The 20,068-nt window shown below is 71.8% G+C and carries 15 protein-coding genes; 1 reads left to right on the plus strand and 14 read right to left on the minus strand.

From position 1 onward, the window contains the following. Positions 1–18 precede the first annotated feature (18 nt). The 7 genes from O1Q96_RS36540 to O1Q96_RS36570 form a co-directional block, all read right to left on the minus strand. A complete protein-coding gene (locus O1Q96_RS36540) occupies positions 19–306 on the minus strand; it encodes a DUF6191 domain-containing protein (protein WP_419587085.1) in 288 nt (95 codons plus the stop codon). 90 nt (positions 307–396) lie between these two features. After that, entirely contained in the window at positions 397–3,447 is a 3,051-nt protein-coding gene (locus O1Q96_RS36545; protein ID WP_269253873.1) for a helix-turn-helix transcriptional regulator, read from the minus strand. Between the two features lie 179 nt (positions 3,448–3,626). Then, a complete protein-coding gene (locus tag O1Q96_RS36550) occupies positions 3,627–3,818 on the minus strand; it encodes a hypothetical protein (RefSeq protein ID WP_269252202.1) in 192 nt (63 codons plus the stop codon). Between the two features lie 190 nt (positions 3,819–4,008). Then, positions 4,009–4,617: a hypothetical protein gene (locus tag O1Q96_RS36555; RefSeq protein WP_269252203.1), complete on the minus strand. Its 609-nt coding sequence runs from the start codon at positions 4,615–4,617 to the stop codon at positions 4,009–4,011. A gap of 109 nt (positions 4,618–4,726) precedes the next feature. After that, positions 4,727–5,290: a GNAT family N-acetyltransferase gene (locus tag O1Q96_RS36560; protein ID WP_217454177.1), complete on the minus strand. Its 564-nt coding sequence runs from the start codon at positions 5,288–5,290 to the stop codon at positions 4,727–4,729. Next, on the minus strand, positions 5,268–7,523 hold the full coding sequence (locus tag O1Q96_RS36565) for an MMPL family transporter (protein WP_269252204.1): 2,256 nt from the start codon (positions 7,521–7,523) through the stop codon (positions 5,268–5,270). Before O1Q96_RS36565 ends, O1Q96_RS36560 begins: the two co-directional genes overlap by 23 nt. A gap of 257 nt (positions 7,524–7,780) precedes the next feature. Beyond that, complete coding sequence (locus O1Q96_RS36570; RefSeq protein WP_269252205.1) at positions 7,781–8,404, minus strand: TetR/AcrR family transcriptional regulator; 624 nt, start codon at positions 8,402–8,404, stop codon at positions 7,781–7,783. A gap of 133 nt (positions 8,405–8,537) precedes the next feature. Between O1Q96_RS36570 and O1Q96_RS36575 the strand changes: the two genes are divergently transcribed. Next, positions 8,538–9,941, plus strand: a complete 1,404-nt coding sequence (locus tag O1Q96_RS36575; protein WP_269252206.1) for a DHA2 family efflux MFS transporter permease subunit — start codon at positions 8,538–8,540, stop codon at positions 9,939–9,941. Between the two features lie 225 nt (positions 9,942–10,166). Here O1Q96_RS36575 and gatB read toward each other — a convergent pair whose 3' ends face one another. From gatB to O1Q96_RS36610, 7 genes are all read right to left on the minus strand, one after another. Continuing rightward, a complete protein-coding gene (gene gatB / locus O1Q96_RS36580) occupies positions 10,167–11,678 on the minus strand; it encodes an Asp-tRNA(Asn)/Glu-tRNA(Gln) amidotransferase subunit GatB (RefSeq protein ID WP_217454173.1) in 1,512 nt (503 codons plus the stop codon). A gap of 16 nt (positions 11,679–11,694) precedes the next feature. Beyond that, positions 11,695–11,928 (minus strand): hypothetical protein, encoded by a 234-nt coding sequence (locus O1Q96_RS36585; RefSeq protein ID WP_269253874.1) that lies wholly within the window; start codon positions 11,926–11,928, stop codon positions 11,695–11,697. A gap of 5 nt (positions 11,929–11,933) precedes the next feature. Continuing rightward, the gene (gene gatA, locus O1Q96_RS36590; RefSeq protein WP_269252207.1) at positions 11,934–13,439 is read right to left on the minus strand and encodes an Asp-tRNA(Asn)/Glu-tRNA(Gln) amidotransferase subunit GatA; all 1,506 of its coding nucleotides are present in this window, start codon (positions 13,437–13,439) and stop codon (positions 11,934–11,936) included. 5 nt (positions 13,440–13,444) lie between these two features. Then, on the minus strand, positions 13,445–13,741 hold the full coding sequence (gene gatC / locus O1Q96_RS36595; RefSeq protein ID WP_217454171.1) for an Asp-tRNA(Asn)/Glu-tRNA(Gln) amidotransferase subunit GatC: 297 nt from the start codon (positions 13,739–13,741) through the stop codon (positions 13,445–13,447). Positions 13,742–14,194: 453 nt separating this feature from the next. Beyond that, the gene (locus tag O1Q96_RS36600) at positions 14,195–16,495 is read right to left on the minus strand and encodes a putative bifunctional diguanylate cyclase/phosphodiesterase (protein ID WP_269252208.1); all 2,301 of its coding nucleotides are present in this window, start codon (positions 16,493–16,495) and stop codon (positions 14,195–14,197) included. A gap of 261 nt (positions 16,496–16,756) precedes the next feature. Then, positions 16,757–18,970 (minus strand): NAD-dependent DNA ligase LigA, encoded by a 2,214-nt coding sequence (ligA, locus tag O1Q96_RS36605; protein WP_419587009.1) that lies wholly within the window; start codon positions 18,968–18,970, stop codon positions 16,757–16,759. Positions 18,971–18,985: 15 nt separating this feature from the next. Continuing rightward, positions 18,986–20,005, minus strand: coding sequence for a methionine synthase (locus O1Q96_RS36610; RefSeq protein WP_269252209.1), 1,020 nt, complete (start codon positions 20,003–20,005; stop codon positions 18,986–18,988). Between the last annotated feature and the right edge of the window lie 63 nt (positions 20,006–20,068).

Consider the following 20,068-nt stretch of genomic DNA (forward strand, 5'->3'; position numbering starts at 1 on the left):
CGAGGGGTCGCGGTCGTCCTAACCGTCACGACCGTCGTGGTCGCCCGGGCCGTCCTGGTCGCCGTGACCGTCCTGGCCGTCCTGGCCGTCCTGGCCGTCCTGGCCGTCCGGATCACCCTGACGGTCATGCCCGTCCGGGGCGCCGCCCGCGGGCTGTCCCGGCAGGCGCACGATCACCTTGCCTGAGGTCAGGTCTATCGGTCCCCTGCCCGGGTCACCGTCGTTCAGGTCGACGCGCGTCAGCTCCAGCCGCTTGCGCTCCTCGTCGGTGTGCTTGCGGCCCGGTGCGAAGAGCTCGTTGATCATGTTGAACACGGTGCCTCCCTCGGCCCGGGGTCTCCTCCAGCGTAGGCGTCCCCGGGCGGATCTCACCGAGAGGACCTCGGCGGGTGGATCTCACCCTGTCGTCCGGGCGTCCACCGTCTCCGGTGGGAACAGCCGCAGCCGGTGCGCCAGCGCAGCGGCCTCGCCGCGGCCCGAGACGTTCAGCTTGGCGAGGATGTTGGAGACGTGGACGCTGGCCGTCTTCGGGGAGATGAAGAGTTCCTCGGCGATCCGGCGGTTGCTGTGGCCGGCGGCCACCAGGCGCAGGACGTCCCGCTCCCGGCTGGTGAGGCCGAGCGCCTCGGCCGGGTCGGCGGGAGCGGTGGAGGTCCGCTCGGGGGTGCGGGAGAGGGTGAGGCGGGCGCGTTGCGCGAGCAGGGAGACGGCCTCCGCGAGCGGGCGCGCGCCGAGGTGGTCGGCCGCGGCCCGGGCCAGCCTCAGCAGTTCCCTGGAGCGGTCCCGCTCCTCCTCGCCGCCTCCGGCGACCAGCAGGGACTCGGCCAGGCGGTACCGGACGCAGGCGAGGTCGTAGGGGCGTTCGAGGGGCTCGAAGGCGTCGAGCACCTCGGCCCACTCGTCCGGGGTGTCCCGGCCCTCGGCGCGCAGCAGCTCGGCCCGCACCCAGCGCTCGTACCCCTGCCAGACGGGTACGTTCGTGGCGAGGCCCTTGGCGGCGCCTCTCAGGCGTTCGAGGACGTCGGCGCGGCCCTCGTCGGCGCCGGGGCGCCCGCGGGCGTCGGCCTCCGCGGTCGCGGAGGCGAGGAGCAGGGGCCAGCCGTAGCGGTGGGTGCCCGGCGGGAAGCCGATGCCCAGAGCCTCGTTCAGTTCCGCACGGGCATCGAGGAGGCGGCCCTCCCCGGCGGCGACGCCGATCGCGAGGGCGGTCAGCGGAAGCAGATGCTGGGGCACGACGTCATGGGTGCCGAAGTGGCCCCGGGCGGCTGCCAGTTGGCGGCCCGCCTCGGCCAGGTCGCCCCGCGCGAGGGCGAGCCGGGAGTGGACGGTGGCGTTGAAGCCGCGGGGCTTCTCGCTCTGGCCGATGCGCTCCGAGTTGACCCCGGCCTCACCCGCCTCGTCCCAGCGGCCCAGGGAGAAGAGGGACTCGCTGAGGTTTCCCCAGACCCAGGCCTCGGAGTACACCAGGCCGAAGCTCCGGGCGAGTTCGACCCCCTCCCGGAGGATGCGGACGGCTTCCTGGGAGCGGCCGAGGCCCTCCAGGTGGGACGGCAGGTTGATGTGGACGCGGCCCACCACGTAGGCGGCACCGGCCTCCGAGGCCTGCTTCTTGACCTCGTGCACCTCGGCGAGCCCCGCCTCGATGTCCCCCGACTCGACGAGGAGCCCACCCAGGGTGAGCCGTGCGTGCAGCTCGATGTCACGGGCGCCCACCATGCGGGCGTACTCCACGGCGCGCTCGGCGGCCAGGAGTGCTTCCGGGCCGGGGCGGTGCTGCATGGACCAGTTGGCGACGTTGGCGAGGACGTCGGCGTGCACCGCGGACGGCGGCAGTCCGCGGACCAGGTCCTGGGCGGTGGACAGCTCCTTCCAGCCGTCGCCCCGGGAGCGTGCCTCCATCAGCCGGGAGCGCTGGATCCAGAACCAGGCGGCGCGCAGCGGGTCGCCCTCGTCCTCCAGGAGGTGCAGGGCCCGCTTCGTGATCTTCAGGGCGCGCTCGCGCTCCCCGCTGAACCGGCCCGCCACGGCGGCCTCGGCCATCAGGTCGAGGTACCGCAGCGGGGTGGTCTGCGGGTCGCAGCCGCACGGGGGGTAGACCTCGGCGTAGTCGACGGGCCGCAGCTCGGCGCGTACGTCCTCGGGGGCCGTGTCCCACAGCTCCATCGCCCGCTCCAGGAGCCGCAGTTGCTCCGAGTAGGCGTGCCGGCGGCGGGCCTCAACGGAGGCTTCGAGGACGGCGGGCAGAGCCTTGGCGGCGTCGTGCGCGTGGTACCAGTGGCTGGCCAGCCGGGCGGCTCGCTCGTCGGCCGGGACGAGCGCGGGGTCGGCCTCCAGGACCTCCGCGTACCGGCGGTTGAGGCGGGAGCGCTCGCCGGGCAGCAGGTCGTCACCGACGGCCTCGCGCACCAGGGAGTGGCGGAAGCGGTAGCCGCCCCCGTCGGCCGTGGCGAGCAGGATGTTGGCGCCGACGGCGGCCCGCAGCGCCTCGATGAGGTCGTCCTCGGAGAGCCGGGCGACGGCGGCGAGCAGCCGGTACTCCACGGTGGAGCCGCCCTCGGCGACGATCCTGGCGACCCGCTGGGAGCTCTCGGGCAGGCTCTCGACGCGGACGAGGAGCAGGTCGCGCAGGGAGTCGGTGAGGCCGGCGCAGCAGCCTTCGTGGGCGGCCACGGCCAGTTCCTCGACGAAGAAGGCGTTGCCGTCGGAGCGCGCGAAGATCTCGTCGACCTGGGCCGGATCGGGTTCGGAGGCGATGATTCCGGCGATCTGGCAGCCGACTTCGGTGCGGCTGAAGCGGCCGAGCTCGATGCGGCGGACGGTGCGCAGCCGGTCGAGTTCGGCGAGGAGCGGCCGCAGCGGGTGGCGGCGGTGGATGTCGTCGGCGCGATAGGTGGCGACGACGAGGAGGCGGCCGCTGCGCAGCGTCCGGAAGAGGTAGGCGAGGAGGTGGCGGGTCGAGGCGTCGGCCCAGTGCAGGTCCTCCAGGAGGACGACGACCGGGCGGTCGGCGGCGACGCGCTCCAGGAGGCGGACGGTGAGTTCGAAGAGGCGGGCCATGCCGTCCTCGTCGTGCCGTCCGCGGGAGGTCTCGCCCAGTTCGGGCAGCAGCCGGGCCAGCTCGTCCTCCTGTCCGGCGGCCGCGGCGGCCAGTTCGTCGGGCAGCTGGCGGCGCAGGGCCCGCAGGGCGGTGGAGAACGGGGCGAAAGGCAGGCCGTCGGCGCCGATCTCGACACAGCCGCCGACCGCCACGACGGCGCCCTCGCGGCAGGCCCTCACCGCGAACTCCTCGATGAGGCGGGTCTTGCCGACGCCGGCCTCACCGCCGAGCAGCAGTGCCTGCGGCTCGCCCGTGGCTGCTCGGGCGAACGCGTCGTTCAGTACGTCCAGTTCGTCGGCCCGGCCGACGAAGACAGGACTGACGGACCTGGTCTCCACAGCGCCGAGCATCGCACAGGGGTCCGATGTCGCGGCACTGGTTATCCGGGGTCCCGCCACGGCCTCGGGCCCGTCCGCGGTCGCGGACGGGCCCGAGGAGGAACTGCCGGTGGCCGGGAGAGCGGTCACCGGGTCCCCGCCCCGCGGAGGGCGGCCGACCCCCGTGCGGCCGCCCTCCGCTGCCCCGGGGCTCACGCGGCGCGCGCGAACCGGGGCCTGCGGTGGCTGTGGCCGTTCACCCGCCCCTCGCTGTCGTCGTGGCCGGAGCGCGCGGCCTGCCTGGCGGCGCGACGGCTGCGGGCCGCCTCGCGGGCCATGCGGTAGTTGTCGGCGTTGCGGATCATTTCCGCGGAACGGATCTGCTGGAGCTCGTGCTCGAACATCTGGTACCCCTCGGGCTGAGTGACTCGTGGAGAGTCACTGTCGGCTTCGCTCGTTTGCGATGCCTCTACCTTCGTCTCCGAGGGGGGTGCGCCACATCGGGAGAGTTCCGCATCTTGCGCGCACGAAGGGCCTTAGTCCCGCCGTAAGTGGCCTACGGCGGGACTAAGGCCCCTCAGAACGTGCGGTTCGTCAGCCGGCGGACGGCATGGACAGGAGGATGTCGGAGTACTTGAGGACGGCCAGCAGCAGGCCGACGACGCCGAGCGAGACGCCCGCCCAGGCGACGGACTTGACCCACGGGGACTGGGCGGGGATCCGGTCGGGGTTGCCGAACGCGGGCCGGACCAGCACCACGACGCCGACGATCAGCGCGGCCAGTGCGAAGAAGCCGGCGACCAGCGCGTTGGCGTTCCAGGAGTCGGAGTACACCTGCTTGATCTGCGTGGCCACGGGCTGGCCCTGAACGGTCTCCAGCTGGCCGTACAGCGAGTCGCGTGCCTGCGCGATCGTGCCGACCCAGCTGCCGGTGAGCGAGACGATGCCGAGTCCGGCGGAGACGACGGCGGCTGCGCCCAGGCCCACCCCGGAACCGGCGGCGGGTTCGGCCCCCGCCTGCTCGTCCTCGTCCTCGCCCAGGATCTCGGCGTCGGCCCGGTCGTCATCCGGCGCGGCGTCGGTCTCCTCGACCTTCCCGATCGCTGCCGTTCCGTCGCTCTTGCCGAGCTTCACGGCCTCGTCGTCGCGCTGTGCCTCGGTGCCGGTCTCGGTTCCGGCCTCGGTCTCTGTCTTGGTTCCCATGCTCCGCACCGTACGGACGCTGTCTGAGAATTTCTTTAAGATCCCGGGATCGTCACGCGGCGGTCGTCACATCGCCTCGCCGGCCGCCGCCGGGGACGCGCCCGCGCCGTCACTTCCCCCGCGCGCGTGCGGCCCGCCACTCCCCCGCCAGCACCGACCACACCTCGGTGTCCTGCCGTACGCCCCGGTACGGGTAGCTCTCCCTGAGGACGCCGTCACGGCTCATGCCGAGCCGTCGCGCCACGTTCAGGCTGGGCTCGTTCCCGGAGGCGGCGTGCCACTCCACCCGGTGGATGCCGCGTTCGTCGACCGCCCAGTCGATGAGGACGCCCACCGCGCGCGTGATCAGCCCGCGGCCGGCCGCAGCGGGCTCCAGCCAGCAGCCGACCTCACAGGTGTTGTTCTCGGCGTCGAAGACCCGGAAGAGCACTCCGCCGACGAGCTTCCCGTCCAGCCACACCCCGTGCAGGCTGCCCGTGTCGGCGGCCTTCTTGTCGGCGTACGCCTGGAGCAGCTCCCGGGCGGACTCGGTGTCCGTGGCGCGTGACCCGAAGGGGATGTACTGCTGGACGAACTCGCGGCCGCGGTCCAGATGGGCGAGGAACTCCTGCGCGTGCCACGGCTCCAGGGGCCTGAGTTCGGCGCCGTCGTCACCCAGGGATATCGCGTACATCCTGTTGTCGCTCCTTCACGAGTACGTCCGCGAGCGCGTCGCCACGCGCCCCCGGGATCCTCGCACGCGGGCCGGCGTCGGCGGTACGGATTTCCGGCGGCTCGATGCTCAGGCGCGGCAGGCGCCGGTCGAGCCAGCCGGGCAGCCACCAGTTGGCGCCGCCCAGCATGTGCATGAGGGCGGGCACCAGGAGCGTACGCAGCACGAACGCGTCGAGGGCGACGGCGGCGGCGAGCGCTATGCCGAACATCGCGATGACGCGGTCGCCGCTGAGCACGAAGGCCAGGAAGACCGAGATCATGATGACGGCGGCGGAGTTGATCACCCTGCTGGTCTCCGCGAGGCCCACGCGGACGGCCCTGCGGTTGTCGCCGGTCTCCAGCCACTCCTCGTACATCCTGCTGACCAGGAACACCTGGTAGTCCATGGAGAGCCCGAAGAGCACGGAGACCATGATCACGGGCAGGAAGGGCTCGATGGGGCCCGCCCGGCCGAGGCCCAGCAGTTCGCTGCCCCAGCCCCACTGGAAGATCGCGACGACGACTCCGAAGGCGGCGGCGACGGCCGCGACGTTCATCGCGGCGGCCTTCAGAGGGATGCCGATGGACCGGAAGGCGAGCAGCAGCAGGATGCAGCCGAGGCCGATCACCACGCCCACGAAGAGGGGCAGTTTGCCGACGATGACGTCGGCGAAGTCGTCGTATCCGGCGGTCATGCCGCCGACCCGCAGGTCGAGCGTGGTCCCGGTCTCGGCCCGCGGCAGCACCTCGGTGCGCAGCCGGTCGACGAGTTCGCTGGTCCGCTGGGACTGCGGCGAGGACTCCGGTACGACGGTGAGATAGGCGGTGTCTCCGTCGTTGTCGTACGTCACCGGGGTCGCGGCGCGGACGCCCTCGGTGCTCCGGAGCGTGGCGTCGAGGTTGTCCAGGGCGAGCCGGTCCTGGCCGCCGGAGACGGGCGTGACAAGGGTCAGCGGCCCGTTGAGGCCCGGTCCGAAGCCGTCCGCGAGCAGGTCGTACGCCTGCCGCGTGGTGGCCGTCTCCGGGTTGTTGCCCTGGTCGGAGGTGCCCAGGTGCAGTGAGAACGTCGGCAGGGCGAGCAGTGCCATGACGGCGAGGGCGACGCCGCCGAGGAGTTTGGGGTGCCGCTCGACGAAGGCGGACCAGCGGGCGGCGAGCCCGGTGGGGATCTCCGGCTGGGGCCCGTGCTCGTCCAGCCGGCGGCGTTCGCGGCGGCTCAGGGCGCGCATGCCGATGAGGGAGAGCAGCGCGGGCAGCAGGGTCACGGAGGCCGCGACGGTGAGGACCACGGTGAGGGAGGCGGCGATCGCGACGCCGTTGAGGAAGCTGAGCCGCAGTATGAGCATGCCGAGCAGGGCGATACAGACGGTGGCGCCCGCGAAGACGACCGCGCGGCCGGTGGTGGCGACCGCGTTCCGTGCGGCCTCCTCGACCGGGAGACCGCGTTTCAGGCCGCGGCGGTGCCTGGTCACGATGAACAGCGCGTAGTCGATGCCGACACCGAGGCCGATCAGCATGCCGAGCATCGGCGCGAAGTCGGCGACGGTCATCGCGTGGCCGAGCAGCACGATCCCCGCGTACGCGGTGCCGACGCTCACCAGGGCGGTGGCGATGGGCAGCAGCGAGGCGGCGAGGGAGCCGAAGGCGAGGAAGAGGACCACGGCGGCGACGGCCACGCCGACGATCTCGGCGATGTGCCCGCCGGAGGACTCGGTGAGGGCGACCGCCTGGCCGCCCAGCTCGACGCGCAGTCCGTCGGCCTCGGCGGCCTTCGCGGTGTCGACGACCGCGCCGGCCTCGCCCTGGTCGATGTCCTCGGCCGGGTCGGCGAAGGTGACCGTGGCGTAGGCGGTGCGTCCGTCGCCGCTGATCCGGCCGGCTCCCTGGTCCCCGTAGGGGCTGACGACCGCGGCCACCCCGGGCAGGGCGGCGATCTTGTCGAGGGTGCGGGTCATGGTCTGCTCGACGTCGGCGGCGCGGACCGTGCCGGGGCCGGAGTGCCAGACGACGGTGTCGCTGTCGCCACCGAGGCCGGGGAAGTTGTCCTGGAGGAGCCGGGCGGCACTGCCCGACTCGGTGCCCGGCACCTGGTAGTCGTTCGAGTACGCGGCGCCGGTCACGGAGGCGGCGGCGGTGGTCCCTCCGAAGGCGAGGAGCCAGAGCAGTACGGCGACGAGGCGGTGCTGCACACACCAACGTGCGAGGGCTGCCACGGACGAGCTCCCTGGGTATTTTGTGGATCTTTATCGGGAACTGCCCGCAAAGAACGCATGACCGATGCGTTGTCACTCTTGCAGCCGAAAATGATCGTTGGCCTCATTCGTGGGTTTACTCACAAGAGTGCGAGGAGGTTCACACGACAATCCGATGAACTCTGTCGCCCCTCCCGGCGTCCGCAGGCACGCCAGGAGTGACGCGCATCGGCGTCGGCCCATCCCCCGATCGACCGACATGGAGTACGCGAGCGGCCTCAGCGCCGTTCATAACCCCGCAGGAACGCCCGGACCCCGGACGCGATCAGCTCGTCGCGCTCCTCGTCCGTGACGGGTACGGCCCCCTGATAGGTGCGGTCACTGAGCTCACCGACGGCCAGCTGGAGGAAGTGCGTGGCGGCCCGCCGCGGGTCGGGGGCGTCGAGGAGCCCTTCCTCGGACAGCTCACGGAAGCGGACCGCCACCTCCTCCAGGGCGCGGTCGGGGCCGGAGGCACGCCACGCGTCCAGGAACTCCTGGGGGATGTGGCCGACCTCGGCCCGCAGCTGCCGTACGACGGCGAAGTGGTCGGGATACAGGTGCATCGGCGACGTCCAGGCGTGCGCGAACGCCACGAGGTCGGCCTCCAGGTCCGTGACCTTGTGGAGCCGCCGGTCGACGGCGTCATGGAGGGCCCGTACGACCTCCTCCGACCCCTCCACGACGACGACCCGGAAGAGCTGCGCCTTTCCCTCCGGGAAGTGGTTGTAGATCGTGCGGGAGGAGACCCCGGCCTCCTCGGCGATGGAGTCGACGGCGGCGCGGGTGTAGCCGTCGCGCCCGAAGACACGGCGGGCTCCCCGCACGATCGCCTGCCGCTTCTCCGCGAGCCCTTGCCTCACGCGCCTGCCCCTTCCTGTCGCCCGTCACGGTATCCGGATCAAGGCCATTACAACGACCGTTGCATTTATTGCCATCACCGTTGTACTTTCTCGTCATGACCGACTCAGTCACCTCATCCCCGTACGGGGCACGATGAGCGCCACCCTGCCGACGCGGACCGGGGGCAGCGGGGAGAAGGGCGCTCCGCCCCTGCCCGCCATCCCCCGGGACGTCCTGGCCCTCGCGGGCGTCGTGGTCCTCGGGTCCTTCATGACGGTGCTCGATCTGACCATCGTCAACGTGGCCCTGGACCGCCTGTCGCGCGCCTTCGACGCACCCCTGTCCGTCGTCCAGTGGACGGTGACCGGCTACTCACTGGCGCTCGCCACCGTCATCCCCGTCACCGCGTGGGCGGTGGGCCGTCACGGCGCCAAGCGGGTCTTCCTCACCGCCGTCGCGCTCTTCACGCTCGGCTCGGCGCTCACCGGCCTCGCCTGGGACGCCGGCTCACTGATCGCGTTCCGGGTGGTGCAGGGGCTCGGCGGCGGCATGATCGTGCCCGTCGCGATGACGGTGGTCCTGCGCGCCGCCCCGCCCGAGCGCAAGGGCACGATGATGGGCATCCTCGGGATTCCCGTCCTCGTCGGTCCGATGACGGGTCCGGTCCTGGGCGGCTTCCTCACCGACTCGCTGTCCTGGCGCTGGATCTTCTTCGTCAACGTCCCCGTCGGCGCCCTCACCCTGCTGCTCGGGGCACGCGTGCTGCGCGGCGACGACGAGCGGACCCGCCGCCCGCTGGACCTGGCCGGACTGCTGACGCTCTCCCCCGGCCTCGCGGCCCTGCTGTACGGGCTGACGCTGGGCGGCGAGCGCGGCGGCCTGGACTCGGTGGGGGTCGTCGTCCCGCTCGTCGCCGGTGCGGCACTGGTGACGGCCTTCGCCGTACGGTCCCTCCGGGTGGACCACCCCCTGCTCGATCTGCGACTGCTGCGCGGGGCGCCGGTCGGCCGGGCGGTGGCGACGATGATGCCGTTCTCGGCCGCGTACTTCGGCTCGATGATCCTCGTACCGCTGTACTGGCAGCAGGAGCGCGGCCTGTCCGCCACGGAGGCCGGGCTGCTGATGGCTCCTCAGTTCCTCTTCAGCGGCACGGTGATGCAGATCTCCAGCCGGGTCTCGGACCGGGTCGCGACGCGCGCGATCGTCGTACCCGGTGTCCTGGTCGCCGTCACGGGCTTCCTCGCCTTCGCCGTACAGGCCGGTCCGGACACGCCGTACTGGCGCCTGGTCGCCTCCCTCGCCGTCATGGGCACCGGCGTCGGCATGACCAGCATGCCGGTGATGGCCTCCGCCACGCGCGGCCTCGCGGACGCCGAGGTCGCCGCCGGCAGCACGGCGCTCGGCATCGTCCTCCAGATGGCCGCGTCGGTCGGCACGGCCCTGGCGGCCCTGCTCCTGACGGCGACGGACGGCTTCCGTACGACGCTCCTGTGCGGGGCGGCCCTGATGCTGTCGGCCCTGCCGATGGCGGCACGCCTGCCGAGGCATCGCCCGTGACCCCGGGGCCGGACGGGCCGGCCCTGCGCCAGGTGGCCGCCGTGGGCCGGGCAACCGTCACCCCGTGACCCCGTCACCGGTTCAGGGGCGCGGGGAACTGCGCGGCCGCCCCCGTCCGGCCCGCGGCCGACATGCGGCCGCGCTTGTGGCGGAACGCCGAAGGGGCGGTGCACCTGACCACAGGTGCACCGCCCCTTCAGGCAGGAGAGCAGGGGGAACCGTGGGCTAGCCCTCGGCGCCGAGCTTCTCCAGGATCAGTTCCTTGACGCGGGCCGCGTCGGCCTGACCCCGCGTGGCCTTCATGACGGCGCCCACGAGAGCGCCCGCGGCGGCCACCTTGCCGGCGCGGATCTTGTCCGCGACGCCAGGGTTGCCCGCGATGGCCTCGTCGACGGCGGCCGTCAGGGCGCCCTCGTCGGAGACGACCTTCAGACCGCGCTTCTCGACGACCTCGTCGGGTGTGCCCTCGCCCTTGAGGACACCCTCGATGACCTGGCGGGCCAGCTTGTCGTTGAGGGAGCCCTCGTCGACCAGGGCGGTCACCCGCGCGACCTGCTCGGGCGTGATGGCCAGCGCGTCCAGGGAGACCCCCGACTCGTTGGCCGTGCGCGACAGTTCACCCATCCACCGCTTGCGCGCGGAGGCCGCGTCGGCGCCCGCCGCGATGGTGGCGACGATCAGGTCGATGGCACCGGCGTTGAGCATCGACTGCATGTCGTGGGCGCTGACGCCCCACTCCTCGCGCAGCCGGTTGCGGCGCGCCAGCGGCTGCTCGGGCAGGCCCGCGCGCAGTTCCTCGACCCACTCGCGGGACGGGGCGACCGGGACGAGGTCCGGCTCGGGGAAGTAGCGGTAGTCCTCCGCCTCCTCCTTCACCCGGCCCGAGGTCGTGGAGCCCGTGTCCTCGTGGAAGTGACGGGTCTCCTGGATGATCGTTCCGCCGTCGTTGAGGACGGCCGCGTGCCGCTGGATCTCGAAGCGGGCCGCACGCTCGACGGAACGCAGCGAGTTGACGTTCTTCGTCTCGCTGCGCGTGCCGAACTTCTCCCGGCCGTGCGGGCGCAGCGACAGGTTCACGTCGCAGCGCATCTGGCCCATCTCCATGCGGGCCTCGGACACACCGAGCGCCTTGATGAGCTCGCGCAGCTCGGCGACGTACGCCTTGGCGACCTCGGGAGCGCGCTCGCCCGCACCCTCGATCGGCTTGGTGACGATCTCGATGAGCGGGATACCGGCGCGGTTGTAGTCGAGCAGCGAGTGCGAGGCGCCGTGGATACGGCCCGTGGCGCCGCCGACGTGCAGCGACTTCCCGGTGTCCTCCTCCATGTGGGCGCGCTCGATCTCCACGCGGAAGACCTCGCCGTCCTCCAGCTGGACGTCCAGATAGCCGTTGAAGGCGATCGGCTCGTCGTACTGGGAGGTCTGGAAGTTCTTCGGCATGTCCGGATAGAAGTAGTTCTTCCGGGCGAAGCGGCACCACTCGGCGATCTCGCAGTGCAGCGCGAGACCGATCTTGATGGCGGACTCGACGCCGATCGCGTTGACGGCCGGCAGTGCGCCGGGCATGCCGAGGCAGGTCGGGCAGGTCTGCGAGTTGGGCTCGGCACCCAGCTCGGTGGAGCACCCGCAGAACATCTTGGTCCTGGTGCCGAGTTCGACATGGACCTCGAGGCCCATGACGGGGTCGTAGGACGCCAGCGCGTCCTCGTACGACACCAGGTCAGTCGTGGCAGTCACGGTGAAACATTCCCTCTCAGCCCAGCAGGACGTCTTCGTCGCCCAGGCGCTTGAGCTCCCGGTAGAGGATGGCGAGGCCGGTGACGATGGCGGCGGCGGATACGGCGGCGTCGACGAGCCTCAGCATGTCCCCGTCGCTGCGGGCCAGCTTGGCCTGCTTGGCGACACTGATCACGCCGAAAGCGGTACTGCCGAGCGACACGTACAGCCCGGTCTTCGACTTCTTGAAGTTCTTTGCCTTCTTGCCCATGGCACTCACAGCGACGGAGCCTCCTCGATCAGCGGGTGGCCCCAGCGTTCCACGAACGCGGCCTCGACAGCAGCACCGACCTTGTAAAGGCGGTCGTCCTTCAGGGCCGGCGCGATGATCTGCAGGCCGACGGGCAGGTTGTCCTCGGGCGCGAGGCCGCAGGGCAGTGACATCGCGGCGTTGCCCGCGAGGTTCGTGGGGATGGTGCACAGGTCCGCGAGGTACATCGCCATCGGGTCGTCGGCGCGCTCGCCGATCGGGAAGGCGGTGGTCGGCGTCGTCGGGGAGACGATCACGTCGACCTGCTCGAACGCCTTCTCGAAGTCACGCGTGATGAGCGTACGGACCTTCTGGGCGCTGCCGTAGTACGCGTCGTAGTAGCCCGAGCTGAGGGCGTACGTGCCGAGCATGATGCGGCGCTTGACCTCGTCGCCGAAGCCCGCCTCACGGGTGAGGGCGGTGACGTCCTCGGCGGAGCGGGTGCCGTCGTCGCCGACGCGCAGGCCGTAGCGCAGGCCGTCGAACCGGGCGAGGTTGCTCGAGCACTCGGACGGGGCGATGAGGTAGTACGCCGACAGGGCCAGGTCGAAGGACGGGCAGTCCAGTTCGACGATCTCGGCGCCCAGCTCCCTGAGGAGCTCGACCGACTCGTCGAAGCGCTGCACGACACCGGCCTGGTAGCCCTCGCCGCGGAACTGCTTCACGACGCCGACGCGCATGCCCGCCACGCTGCCGTTGCGGGCGGCCTCGACGACGGCCGGTACGGGCGCGTCGATGGAGGTGGAGTCGAGGGGGTCGTGGCCGGCGATGACCTCGTGGAGGAGCGCGGCGTCCAGGACCGTACGGGCGCAGGGGCCGCCCTGGTCGAGGGACGACGAGAACGCCACCATGCCGTACCGCGAGACCGCGCCGTACGTCGGCTTCACGCCGACCGTGCCGGTGACGGCGGCGGGCTGGCGAATGGACCCGCCGGTGTCGGTGCCGATGGCGAGGGGCGCCTGGAAGGAGGCGAGGGCGGCGGACGAACCGCCGCCGGAGCCGCCGGGGATCCTCGTCAGGTCCCAGGGGTTGCCGGTGGGCCCGTACGCGCTGTTCTCGGTGCTGGACCCCATGGCGAACTCGTCCATGTTGGTCTTGCCGAGGATCACGACGTCGGCGGCCTTGAGCCGCTTGGTGAGCGTCGCGTCGTAGGGCGGGATCCAGCCTTCGAGGATCTTCGAACCGACGGTCGTCGGAATGCCCTCGGTGGTGAAGATGTCCTTGAGCGCCAGGGGTACACCGGCGAGCGGGCCGAGCTTCTCGCCCCTCGCCCGCTTCTCGTCGACGGCGCGGGCCTGGGCGAGCGCCCCTTCCCGGTCGACGTGCAGGAAGGCGTGCACCTTCTCGTCGACGGCCTCGATGCGCGCGAGGTGGGCCTCGGTGACCTCGACGGCCGTGAGCTCACCGGCGGCGATTCCGGCGGCGATCTCCGCGGCGGTGAGCCTGATGATGTTGACGTTGCTGTCCGTCATGGTGATTAGTCCTCCCCCAGGATCTGCGGCACCTTGAAACGCTGCTGCTCCTGGGCCGGGGCGCTGGAGAGCGCCTGCTCGGGGGTGAGCGACGGACGGACCTCGTCCGCGCGCATGACGTTCGTCAGCGGCAGCGGGTGGGAGGTCGGCGGTACGTCTTGGTCGGCGACCTCGCTGACGCGGGCGACCGCGCCGATGATGTCGTCGAGCTGGCCGGCGAAGTGGTCGAGCTCTTCGCCCTTCAGCTCCAGACGCGCCAGCCGGGCGAGGTGGGCGACCTCCTCGCGCGTGATGCCAGGCATGCAGCGATCCTCAGGGGTGAGTGAGTGTGGTTTGGCCCAATCCTATGGGTCGCACGCCGATCCCCGTACACCGGTTTCCCCGCACCACCCGGCCCGGCACACACGAGGACCGCACCACCGGCACGGGAGAAGGCCGGCGCCCCGGCCGACGGGGCGCCGGCCGGACGCCGCGCAGGGAGCAACCGGGGCGACGGAGCCCGGCCATCGGGCGGCGGCGCCGCAGGACGGGCGGAGAGCCGCGGGCAGCCGCGCCCGTCAGCGGGGGGGCGCCCGCAGCACGAACGGAGAGCCGCGGGAGTCGTGCGCGGGCGGCGCGGGCTCAGCGGGCGCAGGCGTACGACGGACCGGGAGCCGCCGGCGGTGGGAACCCCCGCGGCAGACCTTCGCCTGTCAGGCGCCGGTCACGAGTGGAGCGGGTGGGAAAAGAAGCAAGACCCACCGACCCGCACCCGCCTACTCGTCAGCCGCCGCGGGCAACGCCGCGGGCAGCGCCGCGGCGGGCCGCTGCCACCCCCGCGCGCCCCGGGCGAGCAGCCACGCGGTGGCCTCCTCCGGAGGCATCGCCGCGGCCACGAGCCACCCCTGAACCGCGTCGCACCCGAGGTCCCGCAGCCGCTCCCACGTCTCGTCGTCCTCGACACCCTCGGCGACGACCACCAGCCCGAGCGAATGGGCGAGATCGATGGTGCACCGGACGATCTCGGCGTCCTCGGTGTCCACCGCGAGCCGGGCCACGAAGGACCGGTCGATCTTCAGCTCGCTCACGGGCAGCCGCCGCAGATGCACCAGCGACGAGTACCCGGTCCCGAAGTCGTCGAGCGACATCTTCACGCCGTGTGCGGTCAGCCCGGCCAGGGTGTCCGCGGCCCGCTGCGGGTCCTCCAGCAGCACGTGTTCCGTTATCTCCAGCTGAAGCGCCCCCGCGGGAACCCCGTGCCGGGCCAGCCGCGCGGCCACCGATCCGGCGAACCCGGGCGTGTGCACGTCCCGCGGTGACACGTTGACGGCGACCGGGACCCGCAGTCCACGGGCCCGCCAGCTCGCCACCTGCGCGAGCGCCTTCTCCAGCACGTACTCGGTCAGATGCGGCATCAGACCGGACGACTCGGCGATGGCTATGAACTCGTCCGGCGGTACCTTCCCGCGCTCGGGATGCACCCACCGCACGAGCGCCTCCAACCCGGCCACCTGCCCGTCGAAGCGCACCTTCGGCTGGTAGTGCAGTTCGACGTCGCCCGTGTCGAGCGCCCGCCGCAGATCCCCCAGCAGCCCGAGCCGGTCAGGGGTGTTGGAGTCCCGCTTGGACTCGTAGACCTCCACCCCCGTGCGGTCCCTCTTCGCCTGGTACATCGCGACGTCCGCCCGCCGCAGCAGCCCCTCCGCGTCGAGTGCGTGGTCGGGGAAGACCGCGAGCCCCGCGCTGGCCTCCAGGACGAGCGTCAGCCCGTCCAGGTCGAGCGGTGATCCCAGCATCGTCACGAGATTGCGGGCGACCCGCGTCGCGGACGTCGTCGAGTCGACGATCGGCAGTAACACGGCGAACTCGTCCCCGCCGAGCCGCGCGGCCTCCGCCCCGCGCGGCAGTGCGACCCGCAGCCGGTCCGCTATCTGCAACAGCAGCCGGTCCCCGGCGAGATGCCCGAGCGTGTCATTCACGGCCCTGAAGCGGTCGAGGTCGATCAGCATCAGCGCCGAACGTGCACCGATTCGCTCGGCATCGTCCAGCGCCCGCCAGGTCCGTTCGAGAAGCCACTGCCGGTTGGGCAGCCCGGTGAGGGGGTCACGCAGTTGCTCCTCGGCCCGGGCGCGCGCTATCCAGAGCGTGGAGTCGAGAGCGATGAGGGGGACGGAGAAGAGCGGCAGGAGCGCGGGGAGTGCGATGGCGACGACGCAGATCAGCGGGGCGATGCCGAGCAGCGCGACGGCCACCAGCCCCTGTCTGGCCAGGGCGGTACGGGCCACGGTCGGCAGTCCGGCGGTACGCGGCGCATGGAGGTACCAGAGCAGCGCGCGGGTGACCCCGAGATACGCCCCGGCCACCAACACCACCGAAGGCGCGGTGTAGAGGGTCCAGGTCTCCGGCTTCCAGGGCGTCTCGACGGACGGCACCCGGCCGAACGCGGCCAGTACCAGCGCCCCGGCGCCGATGCCCAGCATGTCCACGGCGCCGTGCAGGACACCCTGGCGCCAGCGGTGGCGGCGGGCTATGCCGACGAGGACGACGACGGTGAGGCTGACCATTCCGGCCGGCACCCAGCCGTACAGCAGCAGGACGGCCAGCGTGAGGGCCGCTCCTGAACCGGTGCCGCCCCACCAGCGGGAACGGCCGAGCGCGACGAGGTGGCCGACGATGATGCCGACCAGGACGGCCAGCGCCCAGCCGACGGACCCCGACGGGAAGAGGGCGTGGTGCCCGGTGAAGGCCCGGTAGAACCCCGCGCCCAGCACGAAGGCGGCGGCCGTGACGACCGCCGCGGGCAGCGCGGGCCAGGACTGCTGGTCGGCCTCCTGGCCCGGCATCCGGGAGTGGGATCCGGAGGCGGCGGTGGGACGGCCGGGGCCCTGCCCGTGCATCGTGCTCCGCTGTCCGACGGCGTATCCCGGCGGGCCCGGTCGCACCGGGGGCCCGGCGACCCCGAGACCCGCTGTGAACTCCCGGCTTCGCTGGAGCAAGGGGTGACCCCACCGCCGCACGCCGGTCATCCAGCGTGGGCGCAGCCGTGAGTCCGGGGAGGCGCTCTCGGTCGGTTCCATTCCCGTCCCTCTCACAGCCGGCGGTGCCCACGCCACGCGGTCCGATGCCCGACAAATCCCTCAGCGGCACCGCGTCTGAAAACCCTTCCCCCGGCTCCTGAGGAGCAGGAGGCTGCCCCGACCGCAGCTGGGCACGGCAGGCGCACACCTCAACAGTAGGCCGCAGAAGGCTTCTACGGGCAGCGGTCGTCCACGGTTGCCCGAATGCGACCCGGCCACCCGTATGCATCTGGTATGCGCCGAACGGGTGGTCTTCAACCGCTACTCCTCGATCGGAAGCGCGACTTCGGCCGCCGCCTCCGGTCCTTGTTCGAGAAGAACGGCGAAGCCGTCCTCGTTCAGAACCGGCACTTTGAGTTGCATCGCCTTGTCGTACTTCGATCCAGGATTTTCACCAACGACAACAAAAGCCGTCTTCTTCGAAACCGAACCGGTCACTTTCGCTCCCCGGCTCTGCAGTGCCTCTTTCGCTCCGTCGCGTGTGTGACGTTCCAGAGTGCCGGTGACGACGACGGTGAGCCCTTCGAGCGGGCGGGGCCCCTCGTCCTCGCCGGAGCCCTCCTCCTCCATGCGGACGCCCGCGGCCTTCCACTTGCGGAGGATCTCCTGGTGCCAGTCCACCGCGAACCACTGCTTCAGAGAGGCGGCGATGGTGGGTCCGACGCCCTCGACGGCGGCGAGTTCCTCCTCGGTGGCCTGCTCGATCCGGTCGATCGAGCGGAACTCACGGGCCAGTGCCTCGGCCGCGACCGGACCCACGTGCCGGATGGACAGGCCGGTGATGATCCGGGCCAGCGGCCGCTCCTTGGCCGCCGCGATGTTCTCCAGCATCGCGAGGGCGTTCTTCCTCGGCGCACCCTCCTGGTTGGCGAAGACCGTGACGATCTTCTCCTCGCCCGTCTTCGGGTCCCGCTTGGGCAGGCCGCTGTCCTGGTCGAGGACGTACGCCTTGATGGGCAGCAGCCGCTCGATGGTGAGGTCGAAGAGGTCTCCCTCGTCCCTCAGGGGCGGCTCAGCCGGTTCCAGCGGCTTGGTGAGCGCGGCGGCGGCCACGTAGCCGAAGCTCTCGATGTCCAGGGACTTGCGGCCGCCGAGATAGAAGAGGCGCTCGCGCAACTGGGCCGGGCAGGTCTGCCCGTTCGGGCAGCGCAGGTCGATGTCGCCCTCCTTGGCGGGCGCCAGCGCCGTGCCGCACTCGGGGCACTCTGCGGGCATCACGAACTCCCGCTCGCTGCCGTCGCGCAGGTCGACGACCGGCCCGAGGATCTCCGGGATGACGTCACCGGCCTTGCGCAGCACCACGGTGTCACCGATGAGGACGCCCTTGGCCTTGACCACGTCCTGGTTGTGCAGCGTCGCGAACTCGACCTCGGAGCCCGCCACCGTGACGGGCTCCACCTGCGCGTACGGAGTGACGCGGCCCGTGCGGCCCACACCCACGCGGATGTTGACCAGCTTGGTGTTGACCTCCTCCGGCGCGTACTTCCACGCGATGGCCCAGCGGGGGGCGCGGGAGGTCGAGCCGAGGCGGCCCTGGAGGGGGATCTCGTCGAGCTTGACGACGACGCCGTCGATCTCGTGCTCCACGGAGTGGCGGTTCTCGCCGTAGAAGGCGATGAACTCCCTCACCCCGTCGAGGCCTTCGACGACCTTCGCGTAGCGGGTCGTCGGCAGGCCCCACTCGCGCAGCAGGCCGTACGCGTGCGAGAGGCAGTCGATGTCGAAGCCCCCTCGCGCGCCGATGCCGTGCACGACCATGTGCAGCGGGCGGGTCGCCGTGACGCGGGAGTCCTTCTGACGCAGCGAACCCGCCGCCGCGTTGCGCGGGTTGGCGAAGGGCTTGTCGCCCGCCTCCACCAGACGGGCGTTGAGCTCCTCGAACTTCTCCATCGGAAAGTAGACCTCGCCGCGGATCTCCACGAGGTCGGGGACGCGCTCGCCCCGGAGGCGGTCGGGGATCTCCGCGATGGTCCGGACGTTGGGCGTGATGTCCTCGCCCGTGCGGCCGTCGCCGCGGGTCGCGGCGCGGGTGAGACGCCCTTGCTCGTAGGTGAGGTTGACCGCGAGGCCGTCGACCTTCAGCTCGCACAGGAAGTGGTACGCGGACGTGCCGACCTCCTTGGCGACGCGGTCGGCCCAGGCGGCCAGCTCCTCGTCGTCGAAGGCGTTGTCCAGGGAGAGCATGCGCTCGCGGTGCTGTACGGCCGAGAACGTCGTGAAGTCGACCGCGTCCGCCCCCGACACCTTCTGGGTCGGCGAGTCCGGGGTCCGCAGCTCGGGATACTCGTCCTCCAGGGCCTCCAGGGCGCGCAGGAGTGTGTCGAATTCCGCGTCGCTGACGATGGGCGCGTCATTCTTGTAGTACCGGAAGCGGTGCTCCTCGATCTGCTCGGCGAGCTGCGCGTGCTTCTCCCGTGCCTCGCTGGGCACGGGCCCCGCCGCCGAGGCCATCTGTGCGTCCTTGTCGCCGGCCACCGTGTCGTCCTCCCGTTACTCTGGGTTGTCCGCGAGGGATCTCGCCGCCCGGACGCAGTGGGCGAGCGCTTTGCGCGCGTACTCGGGGGAGGCGCCCGCGAGTCCGCACGACGGGGTGAGGGTGAGCGCGTCCGTGAGAAGCCCCGGACTCAGCCCCAGCCTGCGCCACAGCGTCCTGACACCCATGACGCTACCGGCAGGGTCCGACAACGGGCCGTCCGTGCCCGGGGCGACACCGGCGAAGAGCTTGGTCCCCCCTTCCACCGCTTCCCCGATCGTGTCGTCGTCACGCTCGGTGAGGAGTGCGAAGTCGAAGGAGACGGCGGTCGCTCCGGCCCTGCGCAGCAGCGCGAACGGAACGTCGGGGGCGCACGAGTGGACGACGGCGGGGCCGGAGCCCTGCACTCCGATGACGTCCCGCAGGGTGGCCTCGACGAGCTGCCGGTCCACGGCCCGGTGGGTGCGGTAGCCGCTCGCGGACCTCACCTGGCCGCGCAGTACGCCCATGAGTGAGGGTTCGTCGAGCTGCAGGACGATCTCGGCGCCGGGGATGCGGCGCCGTACGTCGGCCAGGTGCTCGCGCAGGCCCTCGGCGAGCGACCCGGCGAGGTCCCGGCAGGCTCCGGCGTCGGAGAGGGCCACCTCGCCGTTGCGCAGCTCCAGCGCTGCCGCGAGGGTCCAGGGGCCCACCGCCTGTACCTTCACCGGTCCCGTGTAGCCCTGGGTGAACTCCTCCAGAGCGTCGAGGTCCTCGCCGAGCCAGGACCTGGCCCGTTTGGTGTCGCGGCCCGGCCGGTCACCGAGGCGCCAGCCGCTGGGCTCCACGCGCGCGTACAGCTCGGCCAGCATTCCGGCGGTCCGGCCGATCATGTCGGCGCCGGGTCCGCGGGCGGGCAGTTCCGCGAGGAACGGCATGCCCGTCTCCGGGCCGTCGAAGGTCCCGGCGACGGTCTTCGCGGCCTCCCGGGCGTCGCCGCCCGGCATCGACCCGATCCCGGTCGCGGGGCCGGGCCTGAACTTGCTTTTTTCGCTCACCCGGGAAGCCTACGGAACCGGCGGGCCGGTGCCACGCCCGGCCGACGGCCCGGCGCCCTGGCC

It is taken from the genome of Streptomyces aurantiacus (assembly GCF_027107535.1).
GTDB lineage: Bacteria > Actinomycetota > Actinomycetes > Streptomycetales > Streptomycetaceae > Streptomyces.